This window comes from Streptomyces sp. CB01249 (assembly GCF_001905735.1).
Taxonomy (GTDB): Bacteria; Actinomycetota; Actinomycetes; order Streptomycetales; family Streptomycetaceae; genus Streptomyces.
This window is the reverse complement of record NZ_LISW01000001.1, coordinates 1,267,343-1,282,449: the sequence shown is the minus strand read 5'-3', so window position 1 is coordinate 1,282,449 and position 15,107 is coordinate 1,267,343. Positions and strand designations below refer to the sequence as shown.

13 protein-coding genes are annotated in these 15,107 nt (G+C 71.1%); 10 read left to right on the top strand and 3 right to left on the bottom strand.

Translation table 11 applies throughout. The features are described from left to right. The first annotated feature begins 2 nt into the window (after positions 1–2). The 5 genes from AMK18_RS05415 (at position 3) to AMK18_RS05395 (ending at position 5,982) form a co-directional block, all read left to right on the top strand. On the top strand, positions 3–1,013 hold the full coding sequence (locus AMK18_RS05415) for a carbohydrate ABC transporter permease (protein ID WP_018099970.1): 1,011 nt from the start codon (positions 3–5) through the stop codon (positions 1,011–1,013). Then, complete coding sequence (locus tag AMK18_RS05410; RefSeq protein WP_073861842.1) at positions 1,006–1,917, top strand: carbohydrate ABC transporter permease; 912 nt, start codon at positions 1,006–1,008, stop codon at positions 1,915–1,917. The genes AMK18_RS05415 and AMK18_RS05410 overlap by 8 nt, the downstream gene beginning before the upstream one ends. Before the next feature lie 20 nt (positions 1,918–1,937). Continuing rightward, complete coding sequence (locus tag AMK18_RS05405; protein ID WP_073861841.1) at positions 1,938–3,296, top strand: GH1 family beta-glucosidase; 1,359 nt, start codon at positions 1,938–1,940, stop codon at positions 3,294–3,296. 124 nt (positions 3,297–3,420) lie between these two features. Continuing rightward, positions 3,421–3,921, top strand: a complete 501-nt coding sequence (locus AMK18_RS05400; protein WP_073861840.1) for a GNAT family N-acetyltransferase — start codon at positions 3,421–3,423, stop codon at positions 3,919–3,921. A 12-nt stretch (positions 3,922–3,933) separates the two neighbouring features. After that, a complete protein-coding gene (locus AMK18_RS05395; RefSeq protein WP_073861839.1) occupies positions 3,934–5,982 on the top strand; it encodes an alpha/beta hydrolase family protein in 2,049 nt (682 codons plus the stop codon). Positions 5,983–5,987: 5 nt separating this feature from the next. Here the strand turns inward: AMK18_RS05395 and AMK18_RS05390 are convergent, their stop codons facing one another. The 3 genes from AMK18_RS05390 to AMK18_RS05375 form a co-directional block, all read right to left on the bottom strand. Next, positions 5,988–6,146, bottom strand: coding sequence for a LysE family transporter (locus AMK18_RS05390; RefSeq protein WP_241836452.1), 159 nt, complete (start codon positions 6,144–6,146; stop codon positions 5,988–5,990). A gap of 19 nt (positions 6,147–6,165) precedes the next feature. Further along, the gene (locus AMK18_RS05385) at positions 6,166–6,756 is read right to left on the bottom strand and encodes a TetR/AcrR family transcriptional regulator (protein ID WP_073862298.1); all 591 of its coding nucleotides are present in this window, start codon (positions 6,754–6,756) and stop codon (positions 6,166–6,168) included. 276 nt (positions 6,757–7,032) lie between these two features. Next, positions 7,033–8,421 (bottom strand): cellulase family glycosylhydrolase, encoded by a 1,389-nt coding sequence (locus AMK18_RS05375; protein ID WP_073861837.1) that lies wholly within the window; start codon positions 8,419–8,421, stop codon positions 7,033–7,035. Between the two features lie 242 nt (positions 8,422–8,663). On the opposite strand from AMK18_RS05375, the gene AMK18_RS05370 reads away from it, so the two are divergent. The 5 genes from AMK18_RS05370 (at position 8,664) to AMK18_RS05350 (ending at position 15,075) form a co-directional block, all read left to right on the top strand. Further along, a complete protein-coding gene (locus tag AMK18_RS05370; RefSeq protein WP_018099986.1) occupies positions 8,664–9,686 on the top strand; it encodes a LacI family DNA-binding transcriptional regulator in 1,023 nt (340 codons plus the stop codon). Between the two features lie 220 nt (positions 9,687–9,906). Further along, a complete protein-coding gene (locus tag AMK18_RS05365; protein ID WP_018099987.1) occupies positions 9,907–11,010 on the top strand; it encodes a lytic polysaccharide monooxygenase auxiliary activity family 9 protein in 1,104 nt (367 codons plus the stop codon). Between the two features lie 162 nt (positions 11,011–11,172). Then, positions 11,173–11,913: an MgtC/SapB family protein gene (locus tag AMK18_RS05360; protein ID WP_018099988.1), complete on the top strand. Its 741-nt coding sequence runs from the start codon at positions 11,173–11,175 to the stop codon at positions 11,911–11,913. Between the two features lie 42 nt (positions 11,914–11,955). Beyond that, positions 11,956–13,572, top strand: a complete 1,617-nt coding sequence (locus AMK18_RS05355) for a PucR family transcriptional regulator (RefSeq protein ID WP_073861836.1) — start codon at positions 11,956–11,958, stop codon at positions 13,570–13,572. A gap of 126 nt (positions 13,573–13,698) precedes the next feature. Next, positions 13,699–15,075: a hypothetical protein gene (locus AMK18_RS05350; RefSeq protein WP_073861835.1), complete on the top strand. Its 1,377-nt coding sequence runs from the start codon at positions 13,699–13,701 to the stop codon at positions 15,073–15,075. Positions 15,076–15,107: the final 32 nt, after the last annotated feature.

Genomic DNA, 15,107 nt, shown 5'->3' with positions numbered 1-15,107 from the left:
TCATGACCGCCACCGTGACCACCGACAGCCTGACGGAAAAGTCGGACAGGGTGACGAGCCGGGGCAGCGGGGGTGCGCGCAGGAGACTGCCGCGCATCCCCGACCGGATCCGCCAGGGCGGACTGCCCTATCTCCTGCTCCTGCCGGCCGTCCTGCTCGAACTCCTCGTCCATGTGATTCCGATGATCATCGGAATCGTGATGAGCTTCCGCCAGTTCACGCAGTTCTACATCAACAACTGGGGCGGGGCGCCCTGGAGTGGCTTCGACAACTACAAGATCGCCGTCGACGTCAACGCCCCGATCGGCGAGGCACTGCTCCACTCGTTCTTCGTCACCTGCGTCTTCACGTTCTTCGCCGTCGGCCTGGCGTGGCTGTTCGGGGTCGCGGCGGCGATCATGCTGCAGGAGAACTTCCGCGGCAGGGGCTTCCTGCGGGCGATCTTCCTCGTCCCGTACGCCCTGCCGGTCTACGCGGCCGTGATCACCTGGGCCTTCATGTTCCAGCGGGACAACGGCCTGGTGAACCACGTGCTCCACGACCAGCTCGGGATCACCGACCAGCCGTCGTTCTGGCTGATCGGCGACAACAGCATCTACGCGCTGATCATCGTCTCGGTCTGGAAGGGCTGGCCCTTCGCCTTCCTGATCGTGATGGCCGGGCTCCAGAACATCCCGCGCGAGCTGTACGAGGCCGCCTCGATCGACGGCGCCGGCATCTGGCAGCAGATCCGCAAGATCACGCTGCCCTCGCTGCGCCCGGTCAACCAGGTCCTGGTGCTCGTCCTCTTCCTGTGGACGTTCAACGACTTCAACACGCCGTACGTGCTGTTCGGGAAGGCCGCCCCGGAGAACGCGGACCTGATCTCGATCCACATCTACCAGTCCTCGTTCGTCACCTGGAACTTCGGCACCGGCTCCGCGATGTCCGTGCTGCTGCTGCTGTTCCTGCTGGTCGTGACGGCCGTCTACCTGTTCATCACCTCACGCGGAAGGAAGGGTGCCGATGCCTAGCAGCCCTGCCCAGCCGTCCGTGCTGCCGGCGAAGACGACGGGGCGCTCCCGCCCCCGTTCCCCGATGGCCGCGCCGCAGTCCTTCCTCTGGACCCGCCGGATCATCCTGACGCTCCTGACCGGATTCGTCCTGCTGCCCGTCTATGTGATGATCAGCAGCTCGCTGAAGCCGCTCCAGGACGTGTCGGGGAAGTTCCACTGGATCCCGTCCGGGCTGACCATCAAGCCCTACATCGACATCTGGGACACCGTTCCGCTCGCCCGGTACTTCGTCAACTCACTGATCGTGGCGGGCGCGGCGACGGTCCTCTCCGTGATCATCGCGATCTTCTCCGCGTACGCGGTGAGCCGCTACAAGTTCCGCGGCAAGCGCGTCTTCACCGTGACGGTCCTCTCCACCCAGATGTTCCCGGGCATCCTCTTCCTGCTGCCGCTGTTCCTGATCTTCGTGAACATCGGCAACAGCACGGGCGTCGCCCTGTACGGCTCGCGCGGCGGTCTGATCCTCACGTATCTGACGTTCTCGCTGCCGTTCTCCATCTGGATGCTCATCGGCTACTTCGACTCGATCCCCCGGGATCTGGACGAGGCGGCGCTCGTCGACGGCTGCGGGCCGATCCGCGCCCTGTTCCAGGTCGTGGTTCCGGCCGCCGTGCCGGGCATCGTGGCCGTCGCGGTGTACGCGTTCATGACGGCCTGGGGCGAGGTCCTCTTCGCCTCCGTCATGACCAACGACGCCACCCGCACGCTGGCCGTCGGCCTCCAGGGTTACGCCACCCAGAACGACGTGTACTGGAACCAGGTCATGGCCGCCTCGCTCGTCGTCAGCGTGCCGATCGTCGCCGGCTTCCTGCTCCTCCAGCGCTACCTGGTGGCCGGCCTGACCGCGGGAGCCGTCAAGTGACCGCCCCGGAAAGGAAGTCCGTGAACGACCTCAGCGCCCTGCCGGCCGGTTTCACCTGGGGCGTCGCCACCGCCGCGTACCAGATCGAGGGAGCCGTGGCCGAGGACGGCCGCGCCCCCTCCATCTGGGACACCTTCTCGCACACCCCGGGCAAGGTGGCCAGCGGCGACACCGGCGACGTGGCCTGCGACCACTACCACCGGGTCCCGGAGGACATCGGCCTGATCAAGGAGGTGGGGGCGAACGCGTACCGCTTCTCGCTCGCCTGGCCGCGCATCGTGCCCGGCGGCGACGGACCGGTCAACGCGGCCGGCCTCGACTTCTACGACCGGCTGGTGGACGGGCTGCTGGAGGCCGGGATCACCCCGTTCGCCACGCTCTACCACTGGGACCTGCCGCAGGCGCTCCAGGACCGGGGCGGCTGGACCGTACGGGAGACCGCGGAGCACTTCGCCGCGTACACCTCGGTCGTCGTGGAACGCCTCGGGGACCGGGTCAAGGACTGGGCGACCCTCAACGAGCCCCTGTGCTCGGCGTGGATCGGCCACCTGGAGGGCACGATGGCACCGGGTCTCACCGACCTGACCGCCGCCGTCCGCGCCTCGTACCACCTGCACCTGGGCCACGGCCTCGCGGTGCGGGCGATCCGGAGCATCTCCCCCGACGCCCGGGTCGGCATCGTCAACAACCTCAGCCCCGTCGAGGCGGCCACCGACCGCGAGGCGGACCGGGCAGCGGCGGTGCGCGGTGACGGGCACATCAACCGCTGGTGGCTCGACCCGATCCTCGGACGCGGCTACCCGCAGGACATGGTGGACCTGTACGGAGTCGAACTCCCCGTCCAGGACGGCGACATGGAGATCATCTCCGCGCCGCTGGACTGGCTGGGCGTCAACTACTACTTCCGCCAGGTCGTCACCGCCGACCCGTCCGGCCCGGTCCCGCACGCCAAGCAGGTGTACCTGCCCGGGTCCCGCCACACCCACATGGACTGGGAGGTGCACGCCCAGGGCCTGGAGCAGCTGCTCCTGCGCCTCACCGAGGAGTACGGCGTCGAGCGCATCTACGTCACGGAGAACGGCTCGGCCTACCAGGACGTCGTGCTCCCCGACGGGTCCGTGCACGACCCCGAGCGCACGCAGTACCTGGAGGAACACCTCGCGGCCTGCGCCCGCGCCGTCCGCAAGGGCGCCCCGCTGGCCGGGTACTTCGCCTGGTCGCTCCTCGACAACTTCGAGTGGGCGTACGGCTACGACAAGCGGTTCGGCCTGGTCCACGTCGACTACGCGACCCAGCGCCGCACGGTCAAGACCAGCGGCCGCCGCTACGCCGAGCTGATCCGCGAAGCGACAACACCCCGTTCCCGCAAGGCCGCCTGACGCCCCACCAGGCATACCGGCAGCCCCCGGCCGCGACGGACCACCGCCGCCGCCGGGGGTTTCGCGCTGCGGGAAGCGGCGACCGGCGGACTCTCCCGGGGAGCGGCGTCGGTAGGGTGGCGCCATGCCGTATTCGCCGATGCCGCTCCAACTCGACACCGTCCGGCTGGCGTTGCGCCAGTGGACCGAGTCCGACATCGATGCCCATCGCGTGCTCGTCGCCGAACGGGGTGGTGGCATGCCGTCGGTCGAGGACAATCGGCGGATGATCGAGGATCAGCGGACCGCTTCGTCGCTGACAGGGATTGCTCTGCTGCCTGTGATCCGCCGGGATGGGGGTGACTTCATCGGATACTGCGGGCTCACCGTCGGCCGGGCTTCCATCGACGAACCGGAGATCGCCTTTGAGCTGTTCCGGCACGTGCACGGGCAGGGCTATGCCACCGAGGCGGCGTCCGCGGTGCTCGACGCGGCGATCGCGACGGGGCGGAGTCGGCTCTGGTCGACGGTGCGTCCCTGGAACGCGCCATCGTTCCGCGTCCTCGAAAAGCTGGGGTTCCAGCGCGACCACGTCTCGTCCGACGACCGCGGCGAGCTGGTGTGGCTCGCGCGTTCTCTGCCGTAGGGGATGATGGGCATGATCCGTGCCTTGGGTGACGGCACCTCGTTCCACGCACTGTTCGCCACGCATCCCCGCCTCACCGACCTGGTCCTGTCTCCCGACGGAACGCGGCTGATCGCGTCCGTGCAGACCATCAACGACCAGGAAAACAGGTACGTTTCGAGGCTGTGGGAGGTGGACCCCTCAGGGGAACGCGGGAGCCGTCTCGTGGCCCGGTCCGCGCAGGGCGACTTCGCTCCCGCCTTTGCCGCCGACGGCACACTTCTGTTTCTCTCCGGCCGCGAGAACGCCGGTTCCGCCGCCGCGAAGGGCGAGAGCGACAGCCAGGGCGTGGGGCTGTGGGCACTGCCGCACCGCGGCGAGCCCAGGCAGATCGCCCACCACCCGGGAGGCATATCCGCCTTCGCCGTCGCCGGGGACGCCCGCACGGTCGCCTACACCGCTGATCTGCCGCCCGGCGCGGTGGATTCCGAGGGATCCGCCGTACTTCTCCGTGAGCGCCGGAGCGCCTTGGTCGACGCGGTTCTGTACGACGCGGCCATGACGTCGGCCGTTGACGCGGGACTCGGCCCTGACGAACCCCACACCTTCGTCCTGCACGCCGACAGGGCTCCGGTGAACGCCGGCGGCCAGGGCCCGGCGGGCGCAGGAGACATGGCGCTCTCGCCGGACGGATCGCTGGTGGCCTACACGCGTGACGCGAGGGGCCTCGCTGCCGACATGAACGTCGTGGTGGTTGCCGACGCGGCCACCGGTGTCGAGCACCACGCGTTCTCGCGCACCGGTCAGCGGTACTACCACCCGACGTTCACGGCCGATGGTTCGGCGCTGGTCTGCCAGCGCCAGCGAGAGGAAACGTACGACACGGAGTGGCGAGTCACGCTGGTCGCGTTCGATCTGGCCTCGGGTGAAGAGACCGATCTCCTGCCGGAGTTCGACAACTGGCCGTGGCCGGGACGGGCGGTCCTCTCCCCGGTCCGTGGGGATGCAACGCTGTGGTTCACCGGTGACGAGCAGGGCCACTGCCCGGTCTTCCGCCGTGAGGCGGACGGCACGATCACCCGTCTGACGGCCTCCGGCGCGTACGCCTCGCTCTGTGTGTCGCCCGATGGGGCCACCCTCTACGCGCTGCGCAGCACGATCGACGGCCCGCCTCGCGTGGTCCGGCTGGACGCCGTCACAGCCGGTCAAGAACCCGTCTTCCTCAGGGCGCCCGGCAGCCTCGACCGGCTTCCCGGCACGCTCACCGAGGTGCGCGTCGAGGCGGACGACGGTTTCCCGTTGCACGCCTGGCTCGCGCTGCCCGAGGATGCTTCGGCCGAGCGCCCGGCGCCGCTGATCATCGCCCCGCACGGCGGACCGCAGACGTCCTGGAGCGCCTGGACGTGGTTGTGGAACCCATGGCCGTTCGCGGCCCGCGGTTACGCGGTGCTGCTGCCGGATCCGGCGCTGTCCACGGGCTACGGGCAACACATGCAGGAACGAGGCCGGGGCCAGTACGGCGGTCAGCCCTACCGTGACCTCATCGCGCTGACGGACGCGGCACTGGCACGCGACGACCTCGACGCGACCAGGACCGGCCTCGCCGGCTGGTCCTTCGGCGGCTACCTGGCCAACCGGGCCGCGACCCTGACCGACCGCTTCCGGGCCATCGTCACCCACGCCGGGATGTGGAACCTTGAGGCGTTCCAGAGCGGCACCGACATGCACGCGTACTTCCGGAAGATCTTCGGCGACCCACGGACGCGGCGCGAACGGTACGAAGCCAACTCGCCGCACTTCCATGCGTCCGAGCTGACGACGCCGATGCTGATCGCGCACGGTGGCAAGGACCACCGCGTCCCGATGGGCCAGGCGCTGAGCCTGCACAGCGACCTGCAACGACTCGGGACGCCCGCCGGCTTCCTGCACTTCCCGGACGAGGGCCACAGGATCGAGGCACCGAACCACATCCGCCTCATGTACGAGACGGTGCTGAACTTCTTCGACCACCACGTCCTCGGGCGGGAGGCCGGGACCCAGGCTGTCGGTGATGCCGGACGCCCCTGTGCGACCCGGCACTGAGATCGTCAGTCGCTCAGTGCCAGCCTGATTCCGAAGACGCCGATGACGGTACCGGTGACCCGGTCGAGCAGCCGGCGTGCCCGGGGCTTGCGGAGCCACCCACGCAGGGCGCGGGCGAAACCGATGAGGACGGCGGACCAGAGCAGACCGATCGAGATGTGCACCGTGGTGAGCAGGAGGCAATCAGCGGCCTTGCACTGCCCCGGTCGCGCGCGCCCAGTTCGACAGCAGGAAGTGCAGCCCCTCCACCGCACGCTCCCATGACTTCTGCACGGGCCGCGGCGCCTCGAAGCCGCCGTCGCCCTCCAGGGCGGTGAAGCCGTGGAAGGTGCTGCGCAGCAGGCGTACCGCGTCCGTGAGGTCGGGTTCGGTCAGGCCGTACGCGCGGAGCATCGCGGAGGTGGTGCGGAGGGTGCGGTGGTACGCGGGGGCCTCGGCGACGATCTCGGGGTTGACGCGGTACTGCGTGGCCGCGTACCGGCCGGGGTGCTCCAGCGCGAAGGTGCGGTAGGCGTCGGCAAAGGCGACCAGCGCGTCCTTCCCGGCCCGGCCGGCCACCGCCGCCTCGATGCGGTCGATGAACTCCTCGGCGGCCAGCAGCGCGACGCGTGTGCGCAGGTCGCCCAGGCTCTTGACGTGGGAGTAGAGGCTCGCGTCCTTGACGCCGAAGCCCCGGGCCAGTGCGGAGATGGTGACCTTGTCGAAGCCGGCCGTGTCCGCCAGATCGGCCGCAGCCGCCACGACCCGTTCGGTCGTGAGCCCCGCGCGCACCATGTCCACCCCTGCCGACGTGTTTCCTAGACCCCTTAGCTTTGCGCTCCGCCGAATATACACAGAAGCCCGCGGTGGTCACGGATGGCCGTGACCGCCGCGGGCTTCCGTACCGCGCCGACAGCGGGGAGTGGGTCGACACGGTGGCCGGGATCGCCCGGGAGAGCGCTCTCCCAAAGCGCTCACAGTGTCTCGCCGCTATCGACGGAGTGTCAAGGTTCGGCCCGTGGACACACGGATGCGGGGCCCCGGCCGCGCCGGGGCCCCGCATCTCACGGATCAGCTGGTGGGGAAGTTGTCCGGGGTGCTGATCCGGGACTTGAGCAGCGCGCCCGACTCGGTGAGGACACCGCTGCTGCTGTAGTCGCCGCCGTCGCAGGTGCCGGGCTTGAAGGCGGCACTGCTCTCATTGGCGTCCGAGTAGGTCCAGTTCGCGTAGCTGATCTTCAGCTGGTCGAGCAGATCCAGCCAGGCGGTCGTGCTCGCCTGGTCCAGCGCGCCGCCGCCGGTGGCGCTCACCGTGCCGAACTCCGTCACGAAGAGCGGGAGTTGCGAGGCGGCACGGCTCACCGTCGCGCGATAGTTGTCCTTGTGGCTGGCGGCGTAGAAGTGGAACGCGTACATGATGTTGGTGGCGTTGACGGGGCTGTTGACGACCTCGCTCTCGTTGGAGCCGTCCGAGACACCGAGCGACGACCAGCCGCGCGTGCCGACGATGACGACCGCGTCCGGGTCGGCGGCCCGGATGACCGGGATGACCTGCTCGGCGTAGTTCTTGATGCCCGCCCAGCTCACGCCGTTGGGCTCGTTGGCGATCTCGTAGATGACGTTCTTCTTCGAGGCGTTACGGGCGGCGACGGACGCGAAGAAGGTCTTGGCGCGCTCCAGGTTGTAGTTCGGGTCGCCCGGCGTGAGGGTGTGGAAGTCGATCAGGGCGTACATGCCACGGGCCTCGGCCATGTCGACCAGGCTGTTGACCTTGTTGGTGAAGCCCGCCGGGTCTGTCTCGTAGCCGTCCTCCTGCACGTACATGGCGGTGCGCAGCAGGTCCGCCTTCCAGTCGTTCGCCAGCGCGTCCAGCGACGCGTTGTTGTAGCACTGGCTGAACCACTGGAGGCCGTGCGTGCTCATGCCGCGTAGCTGGATCGGGCGGTTGTACTGGTTGCACAGGTTCGTGCCGCACACGTGGAGCTGGCCGTTGGTCTCCACCGGGGTGCCGCCCCCCGTGGCCGGTGGCGGATCGTCGTCGTCGCCCCCGCCGCCGACGGTCCCCGTGCAGGCGACGCCGTTGAGCGTGAAGCCCGTGGGCGCCGGGTTGGCGCCCGAGAAGGAGCCGACGAAGCCCAGGTCCGCCGTGCCGCCGGTGGCCAGGGAGCCGTTCCAGTCGACGCCGGCCGCGGTGACCGCGGAGCCGGACTGCGACCAGGTGGCGTTCCAGCCCTGGACCACCTTCTGGCCCGAGTCGGGCAGGGTGAACTTGAGCTGCCATCCGCTGACAGCGTCACCCAGGTTGGTGACCTTCACCCCGCCCTGGAAGCCGCCCTCCCACTGACTGGTGACCGTGTACTCCACCTTGCAGCCGGTGGCGGCCGCCGCGGGAGGGCCGGCCAGGACCGTCAGGCCCGTGGCCGTGGCACCGGCCGCCAGTAGAGCCAAGAAGCGTTTCACAGCATTTCTCCTCGTTCGTAGGGGGACCAACTGAGGAACAACTGGATGGGAGCGCTCCCAGAACCCATCGGCCCTGGACCGTACACGCCGCGGGTCTCCGCGCATAGCCATTCGACGCTGTCATGCACAAATTAATTTGGGAGCGCTCCCAGACGAACGGCCCGATCACGCCGTCAATTGATCCGACTCCACCGGCCGTTCACCCTCCTGGCCGTAGGATCGGTGCCTCTTGGGGGTGGTCCATGCTGAACAGGGGTTCCGGCACGCCGACGCTGGAAGAGGTGGCGGCGCTCGCCGGGGTGGGCCGGGGCACCGTCTCCCGAGTGATCAACAACGCGGCGGGCGTCCGGGAGTCCACCCGCCGCGCCGTGCAGCGCGCCATCGACGAACTGGGTTACGTGCCCAACCTGGCCGCCCGCTCGCTGGCCGGACAACGCGCGGGCGCCGTCGCCCTGGTGATGACCAAGACGGACTGGCGGCTGTTCGGGGAGCCGTTCTTCTCGGAGATCGTGCGCGCGGTCGGGGACGCCCTGGACGAGCAGGGCGTGCAACTGCTGCTCACCCTCGTCCGCACGGACAGCGAACGGCAACGGCTCCTGGAGTACGTGCGCGGCGGCCGGGTCGACGGGGTGCTGCTCATGTCGGTGAGCGCCGAGGACCGGCTGCCCGACATGCTCGCGGACGCCGGGGTGCCCACCGTGCTCCTCGGCCGCCGCTCGGGCGACGAACGGGTCACCTATGTGGACGCCGACAACGTTGGCGGGGCGCGGGACGCGGTCGGCCATCTGGTGCGCGGCGGGCGCAGGACCATCGCCGCGATCGCCGGTCCGCCCGAGATGTACGTCGCCCAGTGCCGGCTGCGCGGCTACCGGGAGGCCCTGCGCGAGGCGGGCTGCGCCGAGCCGCCGTCCCTGGTGGCCCAGGGCGACTTCACCGAGGCCAGCGGGCGGCGCGCGATGGCCCGCCTGATCGAGCGGCACCCGGAGGTCGACGCGGTGTTCGCCGCGTCGGACAGCATGGCGGCCGGGGCGCTGGCCGCGCTGCGCGCGGCGGGGCGGCGGGTGCCGGAGGACGTGGCGGTGGTCGGCTTCGACGACTTCGAGCTCGCCGAGCAGACCGACCCGCCGCTCACGACGGTCCAGCAGCCGATGGAGGAGATCGGCCGGGCGATGGTGCGGCTGCTGCTGGAGGAGATGAGCCGGCCGAAGGTCGCGTGGCACCACGTGATTCTTCGTACGCGACTGATGGTGCGTCAATCCGGTTGATCCACTGGGTCGTTGACGGCCGAAGGTGGATGCGCGCGCCAATCGCGGCCCGTTTCAGTCGATGCCGTTCGCAGGGTTGTCAGGGACACGACTACTGCCTTACAGTCCCCTACCAACGAAAGCATGGGAGCGCTCCCACATCTCGCACCCGCGTATTCCCTTCGCACCCGCACCCGCACCCGCACCCGCACCCGCACCCGCACCCGCAGAAGGAGACACCATGGCACGACGCAGAACACAACTCGCCTCCCTGGCGGCGGTGCTGGCGACACTGCTCGGCGGTATCGCCTTCACCCTGCTGGGCCAGGGCAGCGCGCAGGCCCACGGTGTCACCATGTCACCGGGCTCACGCACCTACCTCTGCTGGCTGGACGCCAAGACGAGCACCGGCTCGCTGGACCCGACCAACCCCGCGTGCAAGGCCGCGCTCGCGGAGAGCGGCGCGAGTTCCCTGTACAACTGGTTCGCCGTGCTGGACTCCAACGCGGGCGGCCGGGGCGCGGGTTACGTCCCGGACGGCACGCTGTGCAGCGCCGGTGACCGTTCTCCGTACAACTTCACCGGCTACAACGCGGCGCGCGGCGACTGGCCGCGTACGCACCTCACCTCGGGCGCCAAGATCGAGGTGGACCACAGCAACTGGGCCGCTCACCCGGGCGAGTTCAGGGTGTACATGTCCAAGCCCGGGTACTCCCCCACGACCGAGCTGGGCTGGGACGACCTCGACCTGATCCAGACGGTCTCCAACCCGCCCCAGGTGGGTTCGCCGGGCACCGACGGCGGTCACTACTACTGGGACCTGACCCTGCCCTCGGGCCGCTCGGGTGACGCGGTCATGTTCATCCAGTGGGTGCGCTCGGACAGCCAGGAGAACTTCTTCTCCTGCTCCGACATCGTCTTCGACGGCGGAAACGGCGAGGTCACCGGCATCCGAGGCTCGGGCAGCACCCCCGACCCGGACCCCACCGACCCGACCCCGGACCCGACGGACCCCACGGACCCGACCGACCCGCACACCGGGTGCATGGCGGTCTACAACGTGACCAACTCCTGGAGCGGCGGCTTCCAGGGCTCCGTCGAGGTCATGAACCACAACACGACGGCGCTCGACGGCTGGGCCGTGCAGTGGAAGCCCGGCACCGGCACCACGGTCAGCAGCGTGTGGAGCGGGGTGCTGAGCACCGGGTCCGACGGCACGCTGACGGTGAAGAACGCCGACTACAACCGGTCGATCCCGCCGGACGGCAGCGTCACGTTCGGCTTCACGGCCACCTCGACGGGCAATGACTTCCCCGTCGGCTCGATCGGCTGCGTCAGCCCGTAACCCCTGACGCGGACGGCGGCGGTTCCCGGACGACCAGGGAGCCGCCGCCTTCTTGCCGCGGCCTTGACCCGTGACCGCCCCGCCTCCTGCCGCCGGGCCCCGAATCGGCGGGTACGGTGGACTCTGTCCGATCATGTTCCGCCGGACGGGTACGGAGGCTGCGTGGCACTCGACATCAACGAACCGTTCGGTCAGAACTGGACGCACGCGGCGCAGTTCGGCATCGCGTTCGTCCTGTCGTGCGCGATCGGGATCGAGCGTGAGATCCGCCAGAAGGCGGCCGGGCTGCGCACCTACACGATCGTCGGGCTCGGGGCCGCGCTCTTCACTCTGGTCAGCAAATTCGGCTTCTCCGACGTCGTGGTGACCGGTCAGGTGGAGCTGGACCCCTCGCGGGTCGCGGCCCAGATCGTGTCCGGGCTCGGCTTCATCGGCGGCGGCGTCATCTTCGTCCACCGCGGATCGGTGCGGGGCCTCACCACGGCGGCCTCCATCTGGCTCACCGCCGCCGTGGGCTGCGCGGCCGGCGCCGGGCTGCCCGTGCTCGCGACGCTGGCCACGCTCGCGTACTTCCTGGTGTCGTACGGGGTACGCCCCCTCGCCCACCGGCTCCCCACCCTGCGCAACGCGTCGATCGGCTACCGCATCACGTACACCGAGGGCGTCGGGGCTCTGCGCGAGCTGGTCAACCACTGCACGGAAACCGGGTTCGCGGTGTCCGAGCTGACCACGCTCTCCGGGTCCGGCAGATACCGGCGGCGGCGCGCGCAGCCGGACGCCGAGGGGACCGTGGAGATCGCGCTGAGCGTGCAGGGGCGGGGCGACCCCGACGCGCTGACGGCACGGCTCGCGGGCACGGCCGGGGTCCTGGCGTGCAGCCGGAACGACCTCAACGACGAGTGAGCCCCCATCCCGAGCAGCGGGCTCCTCGTATGCTCGGCTGCCATGACGAGCCGTGCCGCCCTCCCGCCGGAGCCGTCCGTCGCGCTGCGCGAGGTCCTCGCCTTCGACGACGGGGGAAGCCTGCGACTGCTGCTCGCCCCGTCCGGCCGTGACGTCGGGGTGCGCGGGGTGGCCGTGGGCGACGAGGGCCCGGCCCGGTCGCTGGATGGCTGCCTGGTCCTGGTCACCGGGGCGCCCGCCTCGTCCCCTGAAGCCGCCGCCCCGGTCCGCGAGGCCGCGCGCCGGGGCGCGTCCGGCGTGGTGCTGCGCGCCGTGGAGGGGGTGGCCGTCGCGCCGCAGGTGCTCGCCGCCGCCGAGGAGGCGGGGGTGGCCCTGCTCACCCGCGCGGAGTGGGCCGACTGGACGGACGCCGCCGCGCTGCTGCGTTCCGCGCTGGCCTGCGCCCGGGCGGGCGCGGACGACGGGGCCACCGGCCGACTGGCACCCGGGGGGCCGGAGAGCCTGAGCGCGCTCGCGGCGGCCGTCGCCGAGTACACCGGCGGATCGATCACCATCGAGGACACCCGCCTGCGGGTGCTGGCCCACTCCGCCACCGGCCCCGACGCCGATGTGCTGCGCCGGTCCACCATCCTGGGCGGCCGGGTCCCGGAGTGGCGGGTCGCGGAGCTGCGGCGCAGCGGGCTGCTGCGGACGCTGTGGACGTCCCGGGACGTGATCCACCGCGCGGCCGACGCCGAGGGACCGGAGCGCCTGATCATCGCGGTCCGCAGCGGTCCTGAGGTCCTGGGCTCGATCTGGGTGGCAGGCGACGGACGGCCGCTGCGCCCGGACGCGCCGGACGCGCTGCGCCGGGCCGCCGAGGTCGCCGCTCCCCTGCTGGTGCGGCACCGGCTGCGCGAGAGCGGCGCCGCCCGCCGCAGCGAACTCGCCCTGCGCGGACTGCTGTACGGGGACGGCGACGCCCGGACGCACGCCTGGTCGCTCGGCCTCTCACCCGACGCCGCCTGCGCGGTCGTGGTCGCCGAGCCGCTGGCCGCCGCGCCCGCCCCGGGCGACCGTACCCTCGACGTGGCCGCGCTCCAGGCGGCGACGTACCGCCCGTCCGTACGCGTGCTGCGCGACGGCGACCGGTTGCTGGTGCTGCTGCCCGTGGACGCCGGGCCGGACCGGGGTGCTGCGGCGCTGGCCCGGGAGCTGGCGGGCCAGGCGCAGGACGCCGGGGTGCTGGCGGGGGCCGGTCCGGTGGCGGCGGGGGCGGCCGGGGTGCGGGAGTCGTGCGAGGAGGCCCTGCTCGTCGTACGGGTGCTGCGCGAGCGGGCGGCGGCGGGGGACGCCCGACGGTCGGCGGACGCGGCGGTTGTGGGCCCCTCGCTGGACGTCGCCCGGGTCCTGGACGCCGCGCGGCCGGTCTGGGAGGCGGGGCGGGGGCCGGTGCACGAACTGGTCCGGACGGATCTGGCGGCCGGGGGCGAGCTGGTCCGGTCGCTGACGGCCTATCTCGACGCGTCGGGCGACGTGGCGCGGGCCGCGGAGCGCCTAGTCGTCCATCCGAACACGCTGCGCTACCGGCTGCGGCGCGCCCGGGAGCGGTTCGGGGTGGATCTGGACGACCCCGACACCCGGCTGCTGGTCACGCTCGCCGTCCGGCTCAGCGGGTAGGTTGCGGTCTGTCCGTACGGCTGCGGCTTCTCACGCCCTGCGCTGTTGGCCGACCGGACAAGGAAGCGCACCATTCTTGGCCGCCCGGACAGAGACCTGGGGGCACTCATCGCCGACTCTGGCTCCATGAGCCCTTCTTCGCCCTCCTCCGCCCTCTCCCCCTCGATCCCGGCGGGCTCCGCGCGTGTCGCGGCGGTCGTCCGCCACGCCGTGGCCGCCGGTCTGCTCGGCGAGGCGAGCCCGGTCGCCGGTTTCATCGACACGGACGGCGTGCGCGCCTCGGTCGCCGCTCTGCACGAGGCGTTCCCCGGGGTGCCCGCCGTGCTGCACACCTTCGCCGCGAAGGCGTCCTCGCTGGTCCCCGTGTTGCGGCTGCTCGCCCGGTGCGGGATGGGCTGCGAGGTCGCGAGCCCGGGTGAGCTGCGGCTGGCGCTGGACGCCGGGTTCGCGCCGTCCCGGATCGTGCTGGACTCCCCCGCCAAGACCCGGGACGAGATCCGGCGCGCCCTGGCCGTGGGCGTGGCGATCAACGCGGACAACCTGGACGAGGTGGCCCGGATCGCCTCGCTGCGCCCGGCTGACGCGGTGTCCGCCATCGGCCTCCGGGTCAACCCGCAGGTCGGCGGCGGCTCGATCGGCGCGATGAGCACGGCCACGGCGACCTCGAAGTTCGGCGTGGCGCTGCGCGACCCCGGCGCGCGCGAGCAGGTCGTGAAGGCGTTCGCCGCGCACCCGTGGCTGACCCGGCTGCACGCCCATGTCGGTTCGCAGGGCTGCTCGTTGGAGCTGATCGCGGCCGGGATCGCCGAGACGTACCGGCTGGCCGAGGAGATCAACGAGACGCTGGGCCGCCGCCAGGTCACCGGGCTCGACATCGGCGGCGGCCTGCCGGTCAACTTCGCCGACGACGAGGTGCGCCCCACCTTCGCGGCGTACGCGGCGGCGCTGCGGGCGGCGGTGCCGGGGCTCTTCGACGGGCGGTACGAGCTGGTCACCGAGTTCGGGCGGTCCCTGCTCGCGAAGAACGGCTTCATCGGCGCGCTGGTCGAGTACACGAAGGACGCGGGCGGCCGCCGCATCGCGCTGACCCACGCGGGGGCGCAGACCGCCACCCGTACCGTCTTCATGCCGGACGCCTGGCCCCTGCGGGTCGGCACCTTCGACGCCGAAGGACGCCCCAAGGACGGGCCCATGGTGGTCCAGGACATCGCGGGGCCGTGCTGTTTCGCCGGGGACGTCGTCGCGCACGCCCGGGAGCTGCCCGAGCTGCGGTCGGGCGACTTCGTGGTGCTGTACGACACGGGGGCGTACTACTTCTCCACCCCGTGGTCGTACAACAGCCTGCCGCGCCCGGCGGTGTACGGATTCGACCTCGCCGGCACGAGCGGCCGCGAGGATCCGGTGGTGCGGTTCGCTCCGGTCCGCGACGCCCAGTCGCTGGACTCGGTCTCCGCCGAGAGCGGCCTGGCGCACGCCGACGCGCTGCTGAATCTGCGGAACTGAGCGGGCGGGTGTGCGCGCCGCGGTGGCCTGGC